The sequence below is a fragment of the Pseudomonas sp. BLCC-B112 genome, from assembly GCF_028550695.1.
Classification (GTDB): Bacteria; Pseudomonadota; Gammaproteobacteria; order Pseudomonadales; family Pseudomonadaceae; genus Aquipseudomonas; species Aquipseudomonas danubii.
Genome location: NZ_JAQQGK010000001.1, coordinates 724,994 through 745,578, shown reverse-complemented (window position 1 = coordinate 745,578; position 20,585 = coordinate 724,994). Strand labels below are relative to the sequence as shown.

General features: G+C 62.2%; 19 protein-coding genes, 1 tRNA gene and 1 pseudogene. 15 read left to right on the top strand and 6 right to left on the bottom strand.

Annotation, left to right across the window (positions count from 1 at the left end; all coding sequences use genetic code 11):
• Nucleotides 1-94: 94 nt before the first annotated feature.
• From PQT43_RS03500 to PQT43_RS03480, 5 genes are all read left to right on the top strand, one after another.
• Entirely contained in the window at nt 95-1,387 is a 1,293-nt protein-coding gene (locus PQT43_RS03500) for an OprD family porin (protein WP_102861592.1), read from the top strand.
• A gap of 108 nt (nt 1,388-1,495) precedes the next feature.
• Nucleotides 1,496-2,482 (top strand): Bug family tripartite tricarboxylate transporter substrate binding protein, encoded by a 987-nt coding sequence (locus tag PQT43_RS03495; RefSeq protein WP_267269523.1) that lies wholly within the window; start codon nt 1,496-1,498, stop codon nt 2,480-2,482.
• A gap of 58 nt (nt 2,483-2,540) precedes the next feature.
• Nucleotides 2,541-2,999, top strand: coding sequence for a tripartite tricarboxylate transporter TctB family protein (locus tag PQT43_RS03490; protein WP_110595067.1), 459 nt, complete (start codon nt 2,541-2,543; stop codon nt 2,997-2,999).
• 1 nt (nt 3,000) lies between these two features.
• Nucleotides 3,001-4,515, top strand: coding sequence for a tripartite tricarboxylate transporter permease (locus tag PQT43_RS03485; protein ID WP_102861589.1), 1,515 nt, complete (start codon nt 3,001-3,003; stop codon nt 4,513-4,515).
• Nucleotides 4,508-5,539 (top strand): AbrB family transcriptional regulator, encoded by a 1,032-nt coding sequence (locus PQT43_RS03480; protein WP_272753502.1) that lies wholly within the window; start codon nt 4,508-4,510, stop codon nt 5,537-5,539. The genes PQT43_RS03485 and PQT43_RS03480 overlap by 8 nt, the downstream gene beginning before the upstream one ends.
• A gap of 145 nt (nt 5,540-5,684) precedes the next feature.
• Here PQT43_RS03480 and ung read toward each other — a convergent pair whose 3' ends face one another.
• The gene (gene ung / locus PQT43_RS03475) at nt 5,685-6,377 is read right to left on the bottom strand and encodes a uracil-DNA glycosylase (RefSeq protein WP_102861587.1); all 693 of its coding nucleotides are present in this window, start codon (nt 6,375-6,377) and stop codon (nt 5,685-5,687) included.
• Between the two features lie 133 nt (nt 6,378-6,510).
• Between ung and PQT43_RS03470 the strand changes: the two genes are divergently transcribed.
• Entirely contained in the window at nt 6,511-7,623 is a 1,113-nt protein-coding gene (locus tag PQT43_RS03470; protein ID WP_115581788.1) for an enoyl-CoA hydratase/isomerase family protein, read from the top strand.
• Between the two features lie 49 nt (nt 7,624-7,672).
• Here the strand turns inward: PQT43_RS03470 and PQT43_RS03465 are convergent, their stop codons facing one another.
• A complete protein-coding gene (locus PQT43_RS03465) occupies nt 7,673-8,059 on the bottom strand; it encodes a hypothetical protein (RefSeq protein ID WP_272753501.1) in 387 nt (128 codons plus the stop codon).
• 302 nt (nt 8,060-8,361) lie between these two features.
• Between PQT43_RS03465 and PQT43_RS03460 the strand changes: the two genes are divergently transcribed.
• The 5 genes from PQT43_RS03460 (at nt 8,362) to PQT43_RS03440 (ending at nt 12,226) form a co-directional block, all read left to right on the top strand.
• Entirely contained in the window at nt 8,362-9,849 is a 1,488-nt protein-coding gene (locus PQT43_RS03460; protein ID WP_110595064.1) for a sensor domain-containing diguanylate cyclase, read from the top strand.
• Entirely contained in the window at nt 9,842-10,060 is a 219-nt protein-coding gene (locus PQT43_RS03455) for a cysteine-rich CWC family protein (protein WP_102861583.1), read from the top strand. The genes PQT43_RS03460 and PQT43_RS03455 overlap by 8 nt, the downstream gene beginning before the upstream one ends.
• Before the next feature lie 33 nt (nt 10,061-10,093).
• The gene (locus tag PQT43_RS03450; RefSeq protein ID WP_102861582.1) at nt 10,094-10,786 is read left to right on the top strand and encodes a 16S rRNA pseudouridine(516) synthase; all 693 of its coding nucleotides are present in this window, start codon (nt 10,094-10,096) and stop codon (nt 10,784-10,786) included.
• Nucleotides 10,787-11,111: 325 nt separating this feature from the next.
• On the top strand, nt 11,112-11,996 hold the full coding sequence (locus PQT43_RS03445) for an alpha/beta fold hydrolase (protein ID WP_102861581.1): 885 nt from the start codon (nt 11,112-11,114) through the stop codon (nt 11,994-11,996).
• Between the two features lie 156 nt (nt 11,997-12,152).
• Nucleotides 12,153-12,226, top strand: a tRNA-Gly gene (locus tag PQT43_RS03440).
• A gap of 164 nt (nt 12,227-12,390) precedes the next feature.
• Here the strand turns inward: PQT43_RS03440 and PQT43_RS03435 are convergent.
• Nucleotides 12,391-12,816 carry an SMI1/KNR4 family protein gene (locus PQT43_RS03435; protein WP_258010234.1) on the bottom strand — a complete coding sequence of 142 codons (426 nt, stop codon included), beginning with the start codon at nt 12,814-12,816 and terminating at the stop codon, nt 12,391-12,393.
• A 261-nt stretch (nt 12,817-13,077) separates the two neighbouring features.
• On the opposite strand from PQT43_RS03435, the pseudogene PQT43_RS03430 reads away from it, so the two are divergent.
• Nucleotides 13,078-13,230: pseudogene (locus PQT43_RS03430) on the top strand (SAM-dependent methyltransferase); the annotation flags it as partial.
• A 68-nt stretch (nt 13,231-13,298) separates the two neighbouring features.
• On the opposite strand, the gene PQT43_RS03425 reads toward PQT43_RS03430, so the two are convergent.
• Nucleotides 13,299-15,074, bottom strand: a complete 1,776-nt coding sequence (locus tag PQT43_RS03425; RefSeq protein WP_102878704.1) for a putative bifunctional diguanylate cyclase/phosphodiesterase — start codon at nt 15,072-15,074, stop codon at nt 13,299-13,301.
• A gap of 559 nt (nt 15,075-15,633) precedes the next feature.
• Here PQT43_RS03425 and PQT43_RS03420 point away from each other — a divergent pair.
• Together PQT43_RS03420 and PQT43_RS03415 are read left to right on the top strand one after the other, a co-directional pair.
• Nucleotides 15,634-15,921, top strand: coding sequence for a hypothetical protein (locus PQT43_RS03420; protein WP_102878703.1), 288 nt, complete (start codon nt 15,634-15,636; stop codon nt 15,919-15,921).
• A gap of 225 nt (nt 15,922-16,146) precedes the next feature.
• A complete protein-coding gene (locus PQT43_RS03415; protein WP_102878702.1) occupies nt 16,147-16,521 on the top strand; it encodes a hypothetical protein in 375 nt (124 codons plus the stop codon).
• A gap of 66 nt (nt 16,522-16,587) precedes the next feature.
• Here the strand turns inward: PQT43_RS03415 and PQT43_RS03410 are convergent, their stop codons facing one another.
• Nucleotides 16,588-17,124: a GNAT family N-acetyltransferase gene (locus PQT43_RS03410; RefSeq protein WP_102861575.1), complete on the bottom strand. Its 537-nt coding sequence runs from the start codon at nt 17,122-17,124 to the stop codon at nt 16,588-16,590.
• Nucleotides 17,125-17,352: 228 nt separating this feature from the next.
• Here PQT43_RS03410 and PQT43_RS03405 point away from each other — a divergent pair, with 228 nt between their 5' ends.
• Entirely contained in the window at nt 17,353-19,509 is a 2,157-nt protein-coding gene (locus PQT43_RS03405; RefSeq protein WP_272753500.1) for a TonB-dependent receptor, read from the top strand.
• Nucleotides 19,510-19,571: 62 nt separating this feature from the next.
• On the opposite strand, the gene PQT43_RS03400 is transcribed toward PQT43_RS03405, so the two are convergent.
• Nucleotides 19,572-20,582, bottom strand: coding sequence for an Ldh family oxidoreductase (locus PQT43_RS03400; RefSeq protein ID WP_272753499.1), 1,011 nt, complete (start codon nt 20,580-20,582; stop codon nt 19,572-19,574).
• Nucleotides 20,583-20,585 lie beyond the last annotated feature (3 nt).

The following is a 20,585-nucleotide window of genomic DNA, read 5'->3' as shown; positions in this document are numbered from 1 at the left end:
ACAGTCTCGACTGCCCTGGCCCCGATGGCCGCTGATACGCAAAACGCCTCGAAGCGTTTTCGTCAAAATAAGAACAATAACGGAGTACCCCTGGATGCCGTCCACGCGCCCTCACGCCGTCACACCTGTATTTTTTTCCCGTCTGACCCCGACTGCCCTGGCCAGCGCCGCGGCCCTCGCCGGTGTCGCGCCCTTAAGCCAGGCCGCCTTCTTCGAAGACAGCAGCGCCACCTTCGAAACCCGCAATATGTATTTCAATCGCGACTTTCGCGACGGCACCAGCGCCCAGCAATCCAAGCGCGATGAATGGGCCCAGGGTTTCATGCTCAACCTGCAGTCGGGCTACACCGAAGGCACCGTGGGTTTCGGCCTGGACGCCCTGGGCATGCTCGGGGTCAAGCTCGACTCCAGCCCCGACCGCACCGGCACCGGCCTGCTGCCAACCCATGATGACGGACGCGCCGCAGACCAGTACTCCAAGCTCGGCCTGACCGGCAAAGTGAAGATCTCCGCCACCGAACTGAAAATCGGCAGCCTGATCCCCGAGCTACCAATCCTCAAGCCCAACGACGGACGCATCCTGCCGCAGACCTTCGAAGGCGGCCTGCTGACCTCCAAGGAAATCAAGAACCTGACCTTCACCGGCGGGCGCCTGGACAAGGCCAAGGACCGCGACGACAGCAACTACGAGGACATCCGCCTCAACAACAAGAACAGCCGCTTCGCCGGCACCGTGGCCGGCAAGCACTTCAATTTCGGCGGCCTGGACTACAAGTTCACCGACAAGATCACCGGCAGCTACCACTTCGCCCAACTGGACGATGTCTACAACCAGCACTTCCTCGGCCTGGTAGCGTCCCAGCCCATGGGACCGGGCACCTTCGGCACCGACCTGCGCCTGGCCATCAGCGACGACCAGGGCCAGGCCCGGGGCGGCAAGATCGACAACAAATCCCTCAACGGCCTGGTGAGCTATGCCCTGAACGGACATAAACTCAGCGCCGGCTACCAGCACATGTCCGGCGACAGCGCCTTCCCCTATGTCGATGGCAGCGACCCGTACCTGGTGAACTTCGTGCAGATCAACGACTTCGCCGGGGCCGAGGAACGCTCCTGGCAGGCCCGCTATGACTACGACTTCGCCAAGCTGGGTATTCCCGGCCTGAGCTTCATGACCCGCTACCTCAGCGGCGACAACATCGCCCTGAAAAACGGCGACACCGGCAAAGAGTGGGAACGCAACACCGAGGTCAAATACGTAGTGCAAAGCGGCACCTTCAAGGACGTCGCCGTGCGCCTGCGCAACGCCACCTACCGTTCCAACTATTCAGCACGCGATGCCGATGAAGTACGCCTGCTGGTGAGCTACAGCGTGGCCCTGTGGTAAGCCACCCGTATCACGCTGCGTCGTAGGCCCCGGCAAGCCGGCTCCTGCGGAAAAAGGGTCGGGGATGACCCGGACATACCGATAACAACAACTCCTGTGGAGACGTTCATGGACCTTTCACTGCGCAAACTAGCCCTCACCGCCGGCTGCATGCTGTTCGCCGGCCAACTGCTGGCCGCGACCGCCGAGCCCAAGCGCCCGGAATGCATCGCCCCGGCCTCCCCCGGCGGCGGTTTCGACCTGACCTGCAAGCTGGTGCAAAGCGCCCTGGTCAACGAAAAACTCCTCACCAAGCCGATGCGCGTCACCTACATGCCTGGCGGTGTCGGTGCCGTGGCCTACAACGCCGTGGTGGCCCAGCGTCCCGCCGACGCCGGAACCCTGGTGGCCTGGTCCAGCGGCTCGCTGCTGAACCTGGCCCAGGGCAAGTTCGGCCGTTTCGATGAAAGCGCGGTGCGCTGGCTGGCAGCGGTCGGCACCAGCTACGGCGCTATCGCGGTGAAAAGCGACTCGCCCTACAAGACCCTCGACGATCTGGTCCAGGCTCTTAAGAAAGATCCAAGCAAAGTGGTGATAGGTTCCGGCGGCACCGTGGGCAGCCAGGACTGGATGCAGACCGCGCTGATCGCCAAGGCCGCCGGGATCAACCCCCGGGACCTGCGCTACGTCGCCCTGGAAGGCGGCGGTGAAATCGCCACCGCCCTGCTGGGCGGACACATCCAGGTGGGCAGCACCGACATCTCCGACTCCATGCCCCATATCCAGGCCGGCGACATGCGCCTGCTGGCGGTGTTCTCCGAACAGCGCCTGGACGAGCCGGAAATGAAAGACATCCCCACCGCCAAGGAGCAGGGCTACGACATCGTCTGGCCGGTGGTACGCGGTTTCTACCTCGGGCCGAAAGTCACCGACGAGGAATACGCCTGGTGGAAAAACGCCTTCGACCAGCTCCTGACCTCCGAAGAGTTCGCCAAGCTGCGTGACCAGCGCGAGCTGTTCCCCTTCGCCCTGACCGGCCCCGAGTTGGACACCTATGTGAAGAAACAGGTGGCCGACTACAAGACCCTGGCCAAAGAGTTCGGCCTGATCCAGTGACCGTCCCTTGCTGAAGGCGCGACCCTCGCGCATCGAGGGCCGCGCCCAGGAGTTAGCCATGCTCGTTCAACGTCTCTTCGCTGCGGTGTTGCTGCTGGCCTGTGCCGGCCTGGCACTGATGGCCTGGCCGTATCAGGCGGCCTTTTCCTATGAACCCGTGGGCCCGCGGGCCTTCCCTTTGCTGATGCTCGGTCTGATGGGGCTGGCCCTGCTGTACATGCTGTTTCGCCCGACACCCATCAAGCACAGCGAAGATGAACCGCCCCTGGACCGGCAAACCCTGACCAAGATCACGATCTGCGTGACCTTGCTGCTGGTGTTCGCCGGAACCTTCGAACCCCTGGGTTTCATCGTCGCCAGTGTCCTCATCGGCGTACCCATGGCACGGCTCTACGGCGGCCGCTGGCTGCCTAGCCTGGTGATCATCAGCCTGCTCAGTGTCGGCCTCTACTGGTTGTTCGACCGGGTCATGGACGTACCACTGCCCCTCGGCCTGCTCGACGTTCTGGAGAATTGATATGGATACCCTCAGTTATCTGGGCCAGGGCTTCGGCGTTGCGCTGACCCCTTACAACCTGGTCACCGCCCTGTCCGGCACCCTGATCGGCACCGTGGTCGGCCTGCTCCCGGGCCTGGGCCCGATCAATGGCGTGGCGCTGTTGATCCCCATTGCCTTCGCCCTGGGCCTGCCACCGGAATCGGCGCTGATCCTGTTGGCGGCGGTGTACCTGGGTTGCGAATACGGCGGCCGCATCAGTTCGATCCTGCTGAACATTCCGGGCGAAGCCTCCACCGTGATGACCACCCTGGACGGTTACCCCATGGCCCGCAAAGGCCTGGCGGGCGTGGCCCTGTCACTCTCGGCCTGGAGCTCGTTCATCGGCGCCTTCATCGCCACCTGCGGCATGGTGCTGTTCGCCCCGCTGCTGGCCAAATGGGCGATCGCCTTCGGCCCGGCGGAATACTTCGTACTGATGGTGTTCGCCATCGTCTGCCTGGGCGGCATGGCCGGCGATCGACCGCTAAAGACCTTCATTGCGGCGCTGATCGGCCTGTTCCTGTCGGCGGTGGGCATTGACGCCAACAGCGGTGTGTACCGCTTCACCGGGGACAACATTCACCTCACCGACGGCATCCAGTTCGTGGTGCTGGTGCTGGGCCTGTTCTCCATCAGCGAGATTCTGTTGCTGCTGGAGAAGACCCATCGCGGCCAGGAAGCGGTGAAAGCCACCGGACGCATGATGTTCAACTTCAAGGAAGCGGCCTCGGTGTTCGTGGTGAACATCCGCTGTGGCCTGCTGGGTTTCATCATGGGCGTACTGCCCGGTGCCGGCGCGACCCTGGCCAGCGCCGTGGCCTACATGACCGAGAAACGCATCGCCGGCGCCAGCGGCACCTTCGGCGAAGGCGACAAGCGCGGCCTGGCCGCCCCGGAAACCGCCATCGGCGCCTCGGCTTGCGGCGCCCTGGTGCCGATGCTGACCCTCGGCGTTCCCGGCTCCGGCACCACCGCGGTGATGATTGGCGCCCTGTCGCTGTACAACATCACGCCCGGCCCACTGCTGTTTCAGCAGCAGCCGGACATTGTCTGGGGCCTGATCGCCTCGCTGTTCGTCGCCAACATCATGCTGGTGATCCTCAACATCCCGATGATCCGCCTCTTCACCCGCATCCTCGCCGTGCCGAACTGGGCCCTGGTGCCGGTGATCGCGATCATTACCGGGATTGGCGTCTACGCGGTGCACGCCACCACCTTCGACCTGTTCCTGATGGTGGGCATCGGCATCTTCGGCTACATCCTGCGCAAGCTGGACTTCCCGTTGTCGCCGGTATTGCTGGGTTTCATCCTCGGCGGCTTGATGGAGCAGAACCTGCGCCGGGCGCTGTCGATCTCCAATGGCGCGATGGAGATCCTCTGGTCGAGCCCGATCACGGTCGGGGTCTGGGTGTTGACCCTCCTCATGCTGTTCATGCCGCTGCTGCGCATCTGGCGCAAGCGCTCGGCCCAGCAACGTGCCGTGGCCGATGTCTGAAGCCCGCTTCAGACAATGGTGGGGCACGCCCCTGGTGGGCCTAGCTGGCGGTTATCTCGCCAGCCAGATCGGCTGGCCATTGCCCTGGATGGTCGGCTCGTTGCTGGCGATCATCCTGGTGCGCTGCCTGACGCCCTGGCAATTGGCGGAAATCCCCGGCGGCCGCAAATGCGGGCAATGGGTGGTCGGCATCGGCATTGGCCTGCACTTCACGCCCCAGGTGATGGAACAGGTCATGAGTCACTTTGGCCTGATCTTCTTCGGCGCCCTGGTGACCAGCCTGTCCAGCGTGGTCGGGGTGTGGTTGCTGCGGCACACCGGAGAAGACCGGGCCACCGCGTTTTTCTCCAGCATGCCCGGCGGCTCCGGGGAGATGGTCAATCTCGGCGCGCGCAATGGCGCGGTGCTCAGCCGCGTGGCGGCTGGGCAGAGCCTGCGGGTGCTGGCCGTGGTGCTCTGTGTTCCGGCGGCCTTCAAATATCTGCTGGGGGAAGGCACCCCCGCCCTGCATGCCACCAGCGTGGACTGGCAGTGGCTGGCCCTGCTGTTTCCCGCGGGCGCGCTGCTGGCCTGGGTCTGGCAGCGTCTGCACCAACCCAACCCCTGGCTGTTCGGCCCCTTGCTGCTCAGCGCTACGGTGAGCATCGCCTGGGACCTGCACATCGGTCTGCCAGAGGGCGGCAGTCAGGTGGGCCAATGGCTGATCGGCAGCGGCCTGGGCTGTCACTTCAATCGGCAGTTCTTCCGCCGAGCGCCCTCGTTCATGGGGCGGACCTTGATCGGCACCGCCCTGAGCATGCTGATCGCCGGCCTTGCGGCCCTGGGCCTGAGTGTGTTGACCCACTTGGATCTACGTTCGCTGACATTGGGCATGATGCCCGGCGGTATCGCGGAAATGAGCCTGACGGCCGAGACCCTGCAACTGTCGGTGCCACTGGTGACCGCGATGCAGGTGATGAGGTTGTTGTTCGTGCTGTTTCTCGCCGAGCCCCTGTTCCGCCACTGGAACAAAGGCCCCCTGTAGCCGCTGCCGCGGGGGGCGACAAGGTTCACAGCCTTCACCGCCGCGTCCCTACGGGCCGTTCGCAGCCTGCGGCAGCGGCTACAGATATGCCTTGGTTCAAGTCGCAGGTGGTTTTGCCACCAAGCAGCCCCCCATCGAGCAATAGTTACAACGGCGGCAGGCGCCACTCGATGGGCGTCTCGCCATTCTGCTCAAGGTATTTGTTGGTGCGGCTGAAATGCCCGCAACCGAGGAAGCCGCGGTAGGCCGACAGCGGTGAAGGATGCACCGAGGTCAGTACCAGATGCTTGGTGGCGTCGATCAGTTTCTGCTTGCTCTGGGCGTGGGCACCCCACAACAGGAACACCAGGTGCGGCTGGTGCTCGCTGACCACTTCGATGATCCGATCGGTAAAGAACTGCCAGCCCTTGCCCGCATGGGATGCCGCGTTGGCCCGCTCCACGGTCATGGTGGTGTTGAGCATCAGCACGCCCTGGTCGGCCCAGCTTTGCAGGTAGCCGTGGTTGGGAATGTCGATGTTGAGGTCACGCTTGAGCTCTTTATAGATGTTCACCAGCGAGGGCGGCGCTGGCACCCCGGGCTGTACCGAGAAGCACAAGCCATGGGCCTGGCCCGGTCCGTGGTACGGGTCCTGGCCGAGGATCACCACCTTGACCTTGTCCAGCGGGGTTGAGTTCAAGGCATTGAAGATCATCGGACCCGGCGGATAGATTTCCTTGCCGGCGGCATGTTCCTGGCGCAGGAATTCGCGAAGTTCGCTCATGTAGGGCTGCTCGAATTCGGCACGCAGCGCCTCCTTCCAGCTCGGTTCGAGTTTGATACGATCGTCAGCAGTCATGGCCATGCCCGTGAAAAAAACAATGGCCGCACCCTAGGAAAGCCGACTTCGCTTGTCAATTGATCTGACACGGAACCTGCACTTTCCCTACCAGCGATCATACTGAGCGCTTCTATTTCCCCTCGAGGTCACGATGAACCTGCACGTCGAAGAACTCACCGGCACCGATGGCGCACGCATCGCCATTGCCACCCTGGACGCGGAAAAATCCCTGAATGCCCTGTCGCTGCCCATGATCCAGCAGTTGAGCGAGCGTCTCGACGCCTGGGCAAAGGACCCGCAAGTGGTCTGTGTGCTGCTGCGGGGTAACGGCGCCAAGGCCTTCTGTGCCGGCGGCGAGGTACGCAGCCTGGCCCAGGCTTGCCTCGATCACCCCGGCGAAGTACCGGCCTTGGCCGGGCATTTCTTTGCCGCGGAATACCGTCTCGACTATCGCTTGCACACCTATCCCAAACCCTTGATCTGCTGGGGCCACGGTTATGTGCTGGGCGGTGGCATGGGTCTGCTGCAAGGTGCCGGGATTCGTATCGTCACCCCCAGCAGTCGCCTGGCAATGCCGGAAATCAGCATCGGCCTGTATCCCGACGTCGGTGCCAGCTGGTTCCTCTCGCGCATGCCCGGCAAGCTCGGCTTGTTCCTGGGGTTGACCGGCGCCCACATGAATGGCCGCGATGCCCTGGACCTGAACCTCGCCGACCGCTTCCTGCTGGACGAACAACAGGAAGCACTGATCGAGGGGCTGTTGCAGTTGAACTGGCAGGAACAGACGCCAAGGCAACTCAACAGCTTGCTCAAGGCCTTGCAGCAGGAAGCCTCGGCTCAACTGCCCGAAGCCCAATGGCTGCCGCGTCGGCAGCAGATCGACACCTGGCTGGACGTCAGTGACGTGGCCTGTGCCTGGCGTGCCATCAGCCAGTTGCAGAACCACAGCGATGCCCTCTACAGCCGAGCGGCCAAGACGCTGGTCGAGGGCTGCCCGCTGACCGCGCACCTGGTATGGGAGCAGATCCACCGTGCTCGCTACCTGTCCCTGGCCGAGGTATTCCAGATGGAATACACCCTGAGCCTGAACTGCTGCCGGCACCCGGAGTTTGCCGAAGGGGTGCGTGCCCGCCTGATCGACAAGGATCATCAGCCCCATTGGCATTGGTCGGATATCAACAGCGTGCCCGAGGCGGTGGTGCAAGCGCATTTCCACAAGGCCTGGGAAGGCCGTCATCCCCTGGCGGACCTGACGGATTACTAAAAAGCCTGCAGCCGCCGACAGCGGCTACAGGCTTTTGGCCCACTCGGGATCAATGGCCACGACCGCCTCGCCCATGGTCGCCCCGGTCACGATCGCCTCGGCCACGATCACCACGTCCGCCGTGACCGCCCCATTCCCGATGGCCACCGTTGTTGCCCCAGTTGCTGTGGCGATCGTGCCCGCCCCAGCCCTGGTTCGGATACGGCCGGTACACCGCCCGGGGTGGCTGGTAGTAGCGCGGAGCCGGCTGGTAGTAACGCGGTGCGTAGTAACTGCGGCCAGTGGAGTAATAGGAAGAACCACCACCGTAGTAATAGGCCGGCGTGGGAGAACTGTAGACTTCGGAGCTGTAATAGCTTGAACCTCCACCGTAATAAGGGACGCACGCGCTAAGACTCAAACCCAGTAATGCAACAAGCAGAAGTCGACGATACATGGCGGCCTCCTGGACCGCGAAGAAGCCACACCAGCGACGCTGGCAGGCGGCAGTCGACAACAGGCCGACTGACGAAATATCTGACCGCGAAAACCCCTTCTGGTGCGATTTTGGCAACACGTTGATACAAGTCCTTCGACCGCCGGTAACCGCCCTGTCAGGACGACTCGGGGCCGCATTTCCGGCGCCGGAAAAACACCATGCCGCGTGTCGATTCCGAGACAACTCAGTGCGCTGATGAACGAGTTATTTCCGCGCCGTGCCACTAGAATGCGTCATCGGGCCACTATCACGGAATTGCCATGCCGCTTCGTTCTCCCTTGTATTCGCAACGTTCGCTGGTACTGGTCCTGATCACCTTACTGGGCAGCGGCTTCCTCGCCACTTCCCTGCTCAGCTACTACGCCTCCCGGGACTCGATCCGCGACAACATCGTCAACACCGAGCTGCCCCTGACCTCCGACACCGTGTACTCGGAAATCCAGAAGGACCTGGTACGGCCGGTCCTGATCTCCTCGATGATGGCCCGCGACACCTTCATGCGTGACTGGGTGGTGGCCGGCGAACGCGACCCTACCCAGATGACCCGTTACCTCAACGAGGTCATGACCCACTATGGCGCCTACACCGCGTTCTTCGTCTCCAACACCAGCCTCACCTACTACCAGGCCAAGGGCGTGCTGAAGCAGGTCAAGGTCGATGAGCCCCGGGACGCCTGGTACTTTCGCGTACGCGATATGGCCACGCCCTATGAAATCAACGTCGACCCGGACCTGGCCAACCAGGACAAGCTGACCTTCTTCATCAACTACAAGGTCTACGACTATCAGGAGCGCTTCATCGGTGCGGCCGGAGTGGGCTTGACGGTGGACGCGGTGATCAAGCTGATCGACAAGTACCAGCAGCGCTACCAGCGCAGTGTGTACTTCGTCGACACCTTCGGCCGCATCGTCCTCACCGGCGCCGACGGTGGGCCCCAGGGCGCCCGCAGCGGCCAGTCCCTGCATGACCTGGACAGCCTCAAGGAGCTGATGACCCAACTGCCCAAGCCCCACAGCGGCAGCTACGAATACTCGACCCAGGGCCAGGGGCACTTTCTCAATGTGCGTTTCATTCCCGAACTGAACTGGTACCTGTTCGTCGACAAGCGCGAAGACGGCGCCCTCAACAGCATCCGTCAGTCGCTGTACCTGAACCTGCTGATCTGCCTGGTGGTCACCAGCATCGTGCTGATCCTGCTCAGCGGCGTGGTGCGTCGCTACCGGCGCAAGATCGAGGCCCAGGCCACCCTCGACAGCCTCACCCGCCTGCCCAATCGCCGCGGCTTCGATCTGCTGGCAGCCCAGGCTCTGCAGGAAGCGCGGCGGGACATGACGCCACTGTGCGCCCTGCTGCTGGACCTGGATCACTTCAAGCGCCTCAACGACACCTACGGCCATCTGGCCGGGGACCTGGTGCTCAGCGGTTTTGCCCGTGACCTGCAGGACTGCCTGCGCCAGTCCGACATCGTCTGCCGCTGGGGCGGCGAGGAGTTCATTGTCCTGCTCAAGGACACCCAGAGCAGCGCCGCCCTGGTCATTGCCGAGAAGATCCGCCAGCAGACCGAACAACAGCGCTACTACTATGAAGGGCAGCCTCTGCAACTGACCGTCAGTATCGGCTTGACCGCTCTGCAATCGGCAGACACCCTGCACAGCCTGCTGTCCCGTGCCGACCATGCGATGTACCGCGCCAAGCAGAGCGGACGCAATCGAACCTGTGTGGAAATGCCCCACTCCAGCCATGAATGAACCTGACCTTTGCCCGGCCTGCGGTGCCCGCAACGACTGCACCCTGGCCGACCCGCGTACTGCGGACCAAGCCTGCTGGTGCTACAGCGTGAGCATCGACCCGGCAATCATCGAAGCCTTGCCGCCACAGCTGCGCGACCGCTCCTGCCTATGCCCCCGTTGTGCCGGGGTCGAAGCGCAGTTGCGCGCCGGCACCTTGCCACGCTCCTGAACCTCCTCACCTTGCCCCCAACCGCCGATCACCATGCGCATTGACCGTTTCCTCAGCAACCTGCCTCGCTTCAACCGTCAGCAGGTGCGCCTGCTGCTGGTGCAACGCCGCATCCGCATCGACGGGCAGCCGGTAAGCGACCCCAAGGCCGAGGTCCGTGAGTTCAGTCGCGTGGAACTGGATGAGGAAGTGCTCCAGGTCGGCAAGCCGGCGCGTTATTTCATGCTGCACAAGCCCATGGGCTGTGTCAGCGCCACCCGCGACCCGGAGCACAGGACCGTGCTGGAGCTGATCCACGAGCCGGATCCCCAGGACCTGCACATCGCCGGGCGCCTGGATTACAACACCACCGGGCTGATGCTGATCACCAACGACGGCAGCTGGTCGCGACGCTTGACCCAGCCGCAGACCAAGCTGCCCAAGCTCTACTACGTGGAAACCGAGCAGGAGATTGGCCCCGAGTACATCGAGACCTTCGCCCAGGGTCTGTATTTCGCCTTCGAGGACCTCACCACCCTGCCTGCGCAATTGCAGATCCTCGGCCCCCATAGCGCCAGGCTGAGCATCGTCGAGGGGCGCTATCACCAGGTCAAACGGATGTTCGGCCACTTCAACAACAAGGTGGTGCGCCTGCACCGCGAACGCATGGGACCACTGGTACTGGATGAATGCCTTGCCCCAGGCCAATACCGCCCCCTCAGCGCAGACGAAATCCGCCTGATCTGACGCCGCGTCCCACTGAATGACCGCTGGGCAGAAGCTGTCGAACAATTTGTCCAACGCACTTGCAGGTTCCCGGTTGCCCTGCTTGAATCAGTCCGTCGGCCGAAATGTGACCGATGAGTCACCAACAGACATCTAAGAAACCTTTTGCCGGCCTGAGCCCTGCCTGCTCTGCATTCAACCCGGTAAATCGCCCGCCTATAACAATACCCGTCGACCTGCATTACCGGATCGACATGGGCTCCGATTCCAGGCGTATGCCTACCTGTCACATTGCCCGTGCACACTCAACGTTGCGCGCATACCCGCTTGCCAGGAGTCTTATGACATGAGGCCAGAAATCGCTGTGCTGGATATACAGGGTCAGTATCGGGTTTACACGGAGTTCTATCGCGCAGATGCCGCAGACAAGACCATCATTCTGGTCAACGGCTCGATGGCCACCACTGCGTCCTTTGCCCAGACCGTGAAGAATCTGTACCCGCAGTTCAACGTGGTGCTCTACGACCAGCCCTACGCGGGCCGGTCCAAGGCCCACAACAAGCACGAACGGATGCTCACCAAGGAAGTGGAAGGGCAGATCCTGCTGGAGTTGATCGAGCACTTCGCCGCCGAGCATGTGCTGTCGTTCTCGTGGGGCGGCGCCGCGGCTTTGCAGGCCTTGTCCCAACGTCCTCGACGCATCGAGAAGGCGGTGATCAGCTCGTTCTCTCCGGTGCTCAACGAACCCATGCGCGACTACCTGGAGCGCGGTGTCGACTACCTCGGCAGCCTCGACCGCCATCGCGTCGGCCACCTGGTCAACGACACCATCGGCAAACACCTGCCATCGCTGTTCAAGCGCTTCAACTATCGCCATGTCAGCAGCCTGGCGGAGCATGAGTACGGGCAGATGCACTTCCACATCAGCCATGTGCTCAACGGTGATCGCCAGTGCTACTTGCGGGCGGCGAAGAACATCCAGGTGCCGGTGCTGTTTCTCAACGGTGAGTGGGACGAGTACACCTCAGCCAACGACGCCAAGCTGTTCGCCGACCATGTACAGCACGCAAGCTTCAGCACCATCCAGGCCACCGGGCACTTTCTCGACATGGAACACAAGGCCGCCTGCCGCGACAGTCGCCAGGCACTCCTGGGCTTCCTCAAGCCAGCCCAGTACGACAACCGCTCGCGTCCACACTATGTTCATGATCAGCATGCACGGGCCATCTGAAACCCCGTCGCCACAGGCCGTCACCCCGCCTTGAAAAACCCTGTTTTTCCTGGCGGGTGAGGCACCTGTGGCGACCTCAACCGACACGCAAGCACAAGTCAGATAAAGAAAAACTTCAAATCCCCGGCCACTTCTGGTACAAAGTCAGCCGTTCGAGCGGGTGTCGTATAATGGCATTACTCCAGCTTCCCAAGCTGATAACGAGGGTTCGATTCCCTTCACCCGCTCCACTTCCCCAATCTGCGGGCTCCCGCAGATATCTGTAGAAGCTTCTCAAGTCGTTGATTCAAACGATCTCTTCTCCTCCCAGCAGCAAACCTAGCGAACCAAGCCCAAGCCTCGTGCAGATCATTGGAGCGCCGCTGTTTCAGCATTGACCTGTGCCAACGGCCTATCAGCCGGGTGCGTGGCACAACTGATCGGGATTGGCCAAAAAAGCGGCATAGCCATCCGCAACGACGCAGGTTCGGCCCGTCTCATGGGACCACAGCACCACGACCGGCTCACCGGCGTCGCCCAGTACCGCGTAATCGAAGCAGTAATAGTCGCCCGTCCCAAATTGAGCGAACGGCAACAGGCTGGAGCAGTCGAGCTCGATGCCGGAGAAAGTGTCTTGCCAAGCCCGCCAGCCTTGCTCGAAATGGCGGACTATCGACTCCCAGGTCTTGCGGGGATCACGCGCATCAAAGACAGGAAACACTTCCAGCCCCCCCAGCGCCTTGCCGTTGTGCTCCAGCAGCCAGTCCACGAATGACCTGGGCAAGGTTCGCCCCAATGCCGTCTCGGCAGCATGAATGGCCTCTATTGTCGTGCCTATCACTCGCGCTTTGCCCAAGGTGCCTCGCTTAGGGTACAGACCCAGGTTCGGGGGATTCGGTTGGCCCTTACAGACGATCACCCACCGCTATCGGTTGGCTTGGTGTCGATGACGACGCTGATCGTTTGAGGCGTGGCGCACGATAATGCATAACCCACACTGAGTGAAAATCGCCGTGACCGGGTCAGAGGAAAAACCTCAGCCGCGTCTTTTGCATCATCCGCCCGACATCACGGCTGCACACGACCCTCAAGGAAACGCTGCATGACCCAGAATATTTACGACGATCCGACCTTTTTCCAGGGCTACAGCCAGATGGGCCGCTCCCTCGGCGGCCTCGATGCGGCACCGGAATGGCCAGCCCTGCAAGCTCTGCTGCCCACCATGAACGGTCTCAAGGTGCTGGACCTGGGCTGTTGCTGGTGGCCGCCCAGCGCTGAGGCGGCCGCCGTTGCGCGGCCACCTCGGCAGGCTTGTCCTGCATGCTAGACGCCCTGCTGCAACGGAAAACGCCGGGCCCCGCTGTGAGCGAGGAATTTTTCCTGGGCCATGGGCCGGGCCAGGAAATAGCCCTGGGCTTCGTCGCAGCCAAAGGCTCGTAGCATCTGCAGGCATTTGAAACTCTCGATGCCCTCGGCCACGGTGCGATAGCCCAGCTCCCTGGCCAGGGCAATGACCGAACGGGTGATCTTCTGGTGCTGGGCGCTGCTCTCAAGGTCCGTGACCATGGATTTGTCGAGCTTCACCACATTGGCGGGAATCTGATGCAGGTAGGCGAAGTTGCTGTAGCCAGTACCGAAATCATCGATGGCCACGTCCATGCCCAGGCCGCGTATCTTGCTCAACTGATCCAGCACCTTGGGGTTGGAGCGCAGCCAGGCACCTTCAGTGATCTCCACCTCCAGGCGCCGGGGATCGATGCGGTGACGCTGGCAGGCCTCCCTGAGGACATCGGCAATGTCCTGGTCCTCGAAATCCTGGGGGGACAGGTTGATCGACAGGCGCTGTACATCGCTGGAACTCCAACTGTGCAGCCTGTCCAGCACCGCGTTGATCACCCAATGGGTCACCCGGTGGATCAAGGCATTGCGCTCCATGACCGGAATGAATTCCGCCGGGGAAATCGGTCCCAGCCAAGGGTGATCCCAGCGGATCAGTGCCTCGGCGCTGACCTGGGCACCATCGGGCAGGGCGAAGCGCGGCTGGAACATCAGGTAGATCTGTCCACTGTCGAGGGCTTCGCTGATGTCCGACGCCAGATTGAAGGCACGTCGATAGGCCTGGTCCCGCACCACGTCATAGGGCGCCCAGGTGCTGCGCTTCAAGGTCGCCAGCTCCAGGGCGAACATGGCTTTGCGCAGCACGTCCGGCACCGCGTCGCGGTCCGTGGAGAACTCCACGGTGCCTGCACATACCGCGGGAATCATCGGCAGCTCAAGGCCCGGCGGCTGGCGCCGCAAACGCCGAACCAGCCCTTCGAGAAAACGTTCGATGCCCGGCGCTGCCGGTAGCAGAAAGCCAAAACGCTTGACCGAGACGTGATACACCCGGACATGCCGCCCCAGGTAGGTGAGCAGTTGCTGGGCCAGGAAGCGCACGATGATTTCAAACGGAGCCATGCCCATGGCCAGGGTCAGCTCGTGAGCCACGGTCATGTCGACCGCATCCACCAGCACCAGCACGCGCTTTTCACCAGGATGCTGTTCCGCCAGGTCGTACAGATCGCTCTGGAATTGCTCCCGATTGGGCAGGCTGCTGACCGGATCGCGACGGGTCTGGCGCTGACGGTGCTCGATCTGCTCCATCACCAGGCACGCCAGGTCCCGCAGTTGCTGGCGCTCGACGGCATTCAAGCGCTGGGGCTGTTTATCGATGACGCACAAACTGCCGATGGCGTGGCCGGTGGATGTGATCAGCGGCGCGCCGGCATAAAAGCCGATGCATGGATCTTCGGTGACCAGGGGATTGGCATGAAAGCGCACATCCCGGCGGGCGTTTTCCACTTCAAACACATCGCCGGACTTGATGGTGTAGGCACAGAACGATTGATCGATGGGGGTCTGCTCGGCGACGAAACCCACCCGCGACATGAACCACTGGCGATCCCGATCCACCAGGGTGATCAGGGCCGTGGGTACCTTGAAGTACTGCGCCGCCAGACGACAAATACGATCAAAACGCTCACAACGGGCCGTGTCCAGCAGTTCCAGGGCATACAGAGCAGCCAGGCGCTGCTCCTCGACCAACGCCTTATCGGGCATACCGCGCCTCAGGCAGGATCAACACACTCATCAGAAAACCTATCTCAGCAGCGCAGGGGGAAAACACCACCTGGAAACGGGTTGAGCCCAAAATGGTGGCATTACGACATCCATCGACAGCATGACGCAGTGACTAGTGCTTGCCAATTCCATCCGTCGGACGAACGGTATTGCCCGGAACAATACATAGCGACCTTGAAAAGACCGTTCCAGAGCGCTCGCGTCACATGACAAAGAGACCTTGCCGGCCATTGCGTCCTGCTCGAACCCCTCTCTGCAAACCCTGGCAGATCGGCAGGCGCGTACCTTGCGAAGACAAAAAAAGCGATCCGCAGATCGCTTTCTTTGCTATTGCATCATCAGGCCAGTTCCAGAGTCCCGACCTTCTTGCCCCCTTCTCACTACCCAGCTCCTGCCGGGCGTCCGAATCTTTTAACAGCCTGCGACTGTCTGCTGGCTGAACCTGCCGGCGGCAAGCGTGACAATTCATGACAGTCCCTTGCCAAGCATGAGCAAAGCCGGAACCATGCGCCGCCCTGCCCATGGATGGAGCCGTACCATGAAAAAACTCGTATTCCTGCTATTCCTCGGCCTGCTGGTGGTGCTCAACGTCGGCTACTACACCGAGCTGGAAGAAGCCGAGACCCACACCCGCTGGTTTATCAAGCAGTCCCCGACGCTGCGCCTGGAGTTCTTCAATATCCATGCCAATGACGGCGACTACCGGCGCGTGGAAAAGCTCACTCCCGAGCACCGGCAGATGATCATCGACTACTGCAAGTACCGTTTGGGCATCGATACCCAGGTCACCACCCAGGCCGACGTGGAACGTTGCGCCAAGCTCTGACCCCTCCCCTCCAGCACGCCAACCCCGGGTCTTTGGTACTCGTCTCATGGCAACCGGGCCAGCCCCCGGCTAGGGTCGCTACAACTCTCCTGCCCCAGGGGAGCCCTGCGCCCGTCCTTGGTCCAGGGGTGCTATGGTGGTCGGCTGCCCTGCGTGCCAGGGCTCATTGGAGGAGTGCGACGCTGAACGCCTGGTCGTGAAGCTTGAGGAGGTCACTGAATAGATATGTGCAACGCCAAAGATATTTATACCGCGGGTTGGATTCTGGTGGTCATGTCCGGTCTGGTGTCCCTGGTGATCCAGGTCTACCTGGGCTATTTCAAGATCGATGACATGGTCAAGTACCTGGCCCGCTGCCGGGTCATCGCCATTCGCATGCCACTGCTGGGCAAAGACCCTCTCAGCCGTCTGTGCATGCTGGTGTGCATCGGCGGGATGTTCGCCATGCCCCACCTCTTTCTGCGCAATGGCGGCATGGATGTACGGGACTACAAGAACTTCCCCCTGGGCCTGAAATGGCTGATCAATCTGTTCCAGCTGTCAGCCCTGGCCGCGGCCATCGCCTTCCTGGTGTTGTGGTGGGTCAGCCGTCACCTTTGACCGGCAACGGTCTTCATTGCGGGGCGCCACGCAACGGCGCCCTGTCTCCCCAGAGCCAGCAGCCCTTCAACCGGTCGCTGTCTGCTGATGAAAATCCTCACGGGTCATTTCGAAAAACCGGCTTGGCAGGCCTTCGAACTCGCCGTCGTGAGTGAAACGAAAACCCAGCTTGCGAGCCACCGCCAACGAGGCGCCATTGTCGATGTGAGCATCAGCGACAATCCGCTCGACCTCCGGGTCGGCAAAGGCGTGCTCGACAATGCGCCTGGCGGCCTCAGAGGCCACCCCCCGGCCCCAGGCCCGCCGCACCAGACGCCAGCCCATCTCCAGTTCCGGGCCCACGGCGTCGAAAGGAATGAACGAGACCCAGCCCAGTAAATCGTCCGGGGCCTCCTTGGCGAAGATCGCCCAATAACCGCATCGCTCACCAAAGTCCTGGGTCATGCGCGACCGCAGGAAATCCCGATGCCATTGCCCACCGTCCCAGATCCCCGGAGTGAAGCGTGTGACTTCAGGGTCCAGGTCCATGCGCAAGCAGGCCTCGAAGTGTTCGAGCGTGCGTGGGCGCAATATCAGGTTGGGGGTTTCGAAGTGCAGATTCATCCGTGATCTCCTGGGTTGATGGTCGACCATGAAACAGCGGCTTGCGGAAAAAGAAAACGGCCCGCCGCAAGAAAACACGTCGCTCCGCACAGCAAAGCCGATCAAGCCCCCTCACTTCGTATACAGCCACGCATACACTTTTCGACACCATTGTTCAGAACTATCTGATTGAATGATAATAATTATCTAATGAGAATCGCTTCCAAATAAAACGGAGGCTCTATCTCAATGTCCAGTCCCGCCCGCCCACAACCCTGGAAGTTGTGGTCCACCTCTCTCGGTCTGATGGCCCTCAGCGAAGCCAGCCTGGGAGCCGCTGCTGAAGACGCCAAGCGTCACACCGAGGCGACACCTGTCACCCTGGCGCCAACCCATGTGCAAGGGGTGCATCAGCCTGGCTACAAGCGCGAGGCCTCGGATTCGGTGAAGTTCACCGCGCCCCTGCGGGAAACGCCGAAGTCGGTGACCATCATCACCGACACCCTGATGCAGGAACGTGCCGTGTCGACCCTGACCGATGCCTTGCGCACGACCCCGGGCATCACCTTCGGCGCCGGGGAAGGCGGAACGCCGCTGGGGGATCGCCCCTTCATCCGCGGCTTCGAGGCCAGCACCGACATCATGATCGACGGCATCCGCGACGTCGGCCGGATGAACCATGAAGTGTTCAACTACGAGCAGATCGAAATCGTCAAAGGCCCGGGTTCGGCCTACTCGGGACGCGGCTCCACCGGCGGCACCATCAACCTGATCAGCAAAGTACCGCAGCAGGAGAACTTCAGCGCTGGCAGCCTGACCCTGGGCACCGATCATCAGCGGCGCAGCACCCTCGACCTCAACCAGTACCTGCCCGAACAGAACATGGCCCTGCGCCTGAACGCCATGAAGCATGAAGCCGATACCCCCGGGCGCGATCATGTGCAGGTGTCGCGCTGGGGCGTGGCACCGAGCGTGACCTTCGGCCTGAACACCGACACCCGCGCCACCTTGAGCTACTACCACCTGCAGACCGACGACATGCCCGACCAGGGCATCCCGGTGTCGGAAATCTCCGGCAAGCCGCTCAAGGTCGACCGCGACAACTTCTATGGCTTCACCCAGCGCGACTTCCGCAAGACCTCGGCAGACCTTGCGACCTTGCAACTGGAACATGACTTCAACGACCACCTGACCCTGCGCAACACCACCCGCCAGGGCCGCAGCATGCAGGACTACGTCATGAGCCGGCCGATATCCACGGCGGCGCAGGAACAGGCGAACACCGTGCAACGTGCGGCTCGCGGGCGCAACGTGGTCAACGAATCGCTGATCAACCAGACCGACATCTTCGGCACATTCGACACCGGCTCCATAGGCCACAGCTACAACGCGGGCCTGGAGTTCTCGCGCGAACGGATCGACGTCAAGAATCGTTATGCAAGCCCCAAGAGCAGCAACCTGGGCGACCTCAATCACCCCAATCCCAAAGACCCATTCGCCCCGGTGCTACGAGGCGACGGCCAACATACGGTCACCCAACACAACAACCGCGCCGTCTATGTGATGGACACCCTGGCCCTGCACGAGCAATGGGACCTGAACCTGGGGGTGCGCTATGACGCCTATCACGTCAGGGACCCCAGCCAGAGCAACCGCAGCAATATGTGGACCTACCAAAGCGGTATCGTCTTCAAGCCCCTGCCCTACGGCAGCATCTACCTGTCCTACGGCACCTCGTTCAACCCTTCGGGCGAAACCGCCGGGCAGTCGGGCGGCGCCGATGGCGCAGCAGGCGGCCGGCTCAGCAACCTGGACCCGGAAAAGAGCCGCAGCCTCGAACTGGGCACCAAATGGGACCTGCTCAACGAACGCCTGGCCCTGACCGCAGCGGTGTTCAAGACCGAGAAGACCAACGCCCGAACCTACGACCCGATCAGCAACGAAGTGACCCTGGATGGCGATGTCGAAGTGAAAGGTTTTGAAGTCGGGGCTACCGGCCACCTGACCGATCAATGGGAGGTGATGGCGGGCTACACCTACCTGGATGCCAAGACGGTCAAGTACGCCTCAGGCAGGAACACCGACTTCAACGGCAACCAGATGAAATTCATCGCCCCCAACAGCGCCTCGCTGTGGAGCACCTACATGCTCACCGACCGCCTGAAAGTCGGTGCCGGCGCCAACTATGTGGGCGAGCGCTACACCAACGATGAAAACACCCGCAGCCTCGATGCCTACTGGCGCTACGACGCCATGCTGGCCTATCGGGTGAACAAGAACCTGGACCTGCAGTTCAACGTGCTCAACCTCACCGACAAGACCTACTACGACGCCTCCCACGTCGGCATGTTCGCCACTGTCGCGCCAGGGCGCTCTGCCGAGCTGGCGGCGAACGTCAGGTTCTGATGCTTTCGCCGGCAAGCTAGCTCCTACGGAGGGTTGGAGCTGGCTTGTCAGCGAACGCCTGCCTAGAGCAACCGCCGGATCTCCTCCAGCAACTCCCGTGGAATCTGCACCCCATGCTCCAGGCTGCGCGCCCGCGCCTCGAATCTGCGTTGGGACGGCAACCGTGCTCCATCCCGGGCAATCCCCGCGAACAAAGCCTCCGCCCGCTCCAGCCCCGCCTGATACCCCTGCCCCAGAAACACCTGGGGATCGAACGCCAGCACCAGCTCGCCATGACAAGGCGTCGCCCCGACGCCTTCATCGAAGGCCATGGACTCCACACTGGTGAGGTCGCCAATCAGGGCCCCGGCCAACAACTCGATCATCGCCGCCAGGGCCGAGCCCTTGTGACCGCCAAAGGTCTGCATGGCACCGCGCAATGCAGCCTGGGCGTCAGTGGTGGGTTCGCCGTCGGCATCAATGGCCCAATGGCTGGGAATCGGCTTGCCCTGGCGTACGTGCAATTCGATATCGCCGCGGGCAATGGCGCTGGTGGCGAAGTCGAAGACAAAAGGATCGCCCCCCGGTCGCGGCCAGGCAAAGGCCAGGGGGTTGGTGCCGAACACCGGGTGCCGGCCTCCAGCCGGAGCCACCCAGCTATGACTGGGGTTCATCGCCAGGCCCACCAGCCCAGTGGCGGCAATCGCCTCGACCTCGGGCCACAGGGCGGAAAAGTGGAAACAGCGCTTGATCACCATGGCGGCGACCCCCTGGCTACGAGCCTTCTCCGCCAGGACCGGCAGGCCGGTGTGGAAGCCCAGCAAGGAGTAGCCGTAATGAGCATCCACTTCCAGCACCCCAGGCGACACATGTCGCAGGCTGGGCTCGGCCCGGGGGTCGATCTTGCCTTCGCGCACCGAGCGCACGCAGCCCAGCAGGCGATACACCCCGTGGGAATGGCATTCGTCACGCTGGCCCTGGGTAATGACCTCGGCGATCGCCCGACTGTGAGCGTCGGACAGGCCGTGTCGGCTGAGCACCTGGTAGGACAGGCTGCGGACTTCGTCCAATGACAGGGTGATGTATTCAGACATGGT

Bases quoted from the DNA above. Each gene is read 5' to 3' on its own strand.
- PQT43_RS03500 (WP_102861592.1), top strand. From the start codon at position 95: ATGCCGTCCACGCGCCCTCACGCCGTCACACCTGTATTTTTTTCCCGT.
- PQT43_RS03495 (WP_267269523.1), top strand. From the start codon at position 1,496: ATGGACCTTTCACTGCGCAAACTAGCCCTCACCGCCGGCTGCATGCTG.
- PQT43_RS03490 (WP_110595067.1), top strand. From the start codon at position 2,541: ATGCTCGTTCAACGTCTCTTCGCTGCGGTGTTGCTGCTGGCCTGTGCC.
- PQT43_RS03485 (WP_102861589.1), top strand. From the start codon at position 3,001: ATGGATACCCTCAGTTATCTGGGCCAGGGCTTCGGCGTTGCGCTGACC.
- PQT43_RS03480 (WP_272753502.1), top strand. From the start codon at position 4,508: ATGTCTGAAGCCCGCTTCAGACAATGGTGGGGCACGCCCCTGGTGGGC.
- ung (WP_102861587.1), bottom strand. From the start codon at position 6,377: ATGACTGCTGACGATCGTATCAAACTCGAACCGAGCTGGAAGGAGGCG.
- PQT43_RS03470 (WP_115581788.1), top strand. From the start codon at position 6,511: ATGAACCTGCACGTCGAAGAACTCACCGGCACCGATGGCGCACGCATC.
- PQT43_RS03465 (WP_272753501.1), bottom strand. From the start codon at position 8,059: ATGTATCGTCGACTTCTGCTTGTTGCATTACTGGGTTTGAGTCTTAGC.
- PQT43_RS03460 (WP_110595064.1), top strand. From the start codon at position 8,362: ATGCCGCTTCGTTCTCCCTTGTATTCGCAACGTTCGCTGGTACTGGTC.
- PQT43_RS03455 (WP_102861583.1), top strand. From the start codon at position 9,842: ATGAATGAACCTGACCTTTGCCCGGCCTGCGGTGCCCGCAACGACTGC.
- PQT43_RS03450 (WP_102861582.1), top strand. From the start codon at position 10,094: ATGCGCATTGACCGTTTCCTCAGCAACCTGCCTCGCTTCAACCGTCAG.
- PQT43_RS03445 (WP_102861581.1), top strand. From the start codon at position 11,112: ATGAGGCCAGAAATCGCTGTGCTGGATATACAGGGTCAGTATCGGGTT.
- PQT43_RS03425 (WP_102878704.1), bottom strand. From the start codon at position 15,074: ATGCCCGATAAGGCGTTGGTCGAGGAGCAGCGCCTGGCTGCTCTGTAT.
- PQT43_RS03420 (WP_102878703.1), top strand. From the start codon at position 15,634: ATGAAAAAACTCGTATTCCTGCTATTCCTCGGCCTGCTGGTGGTGCTC.
- PQT43_RS03415 (WP_102878702.1), top strand. From the start codon at position 16,147: ATGTGCAACGCCAAAGATATTTATACCGCGGGTTGGATTCTGGTGGTC.
- PQT43_RS03410 (WP_102861575.1), bottom strand. From the start codon at position 17,124: ATGAATCTGCACTTCGAAACCCCCAACCTGATATTGCGCCCACGCACG.
- PQT43_RS03405 (WP_272753500.1), top strand. From the start codon at position 17,353: ATGTCCAGTCCCGCCCGCCCACAACCCTGGAAGTTGTGGTCCACCTCT.
- PQT43_RS03400 (WP_272753499.1), bottom strand. From the start codon at position 20,582: ATGTCTGAATACATCACCCTGTCATTGGACGAAGTCCGCAGCCTGTCC.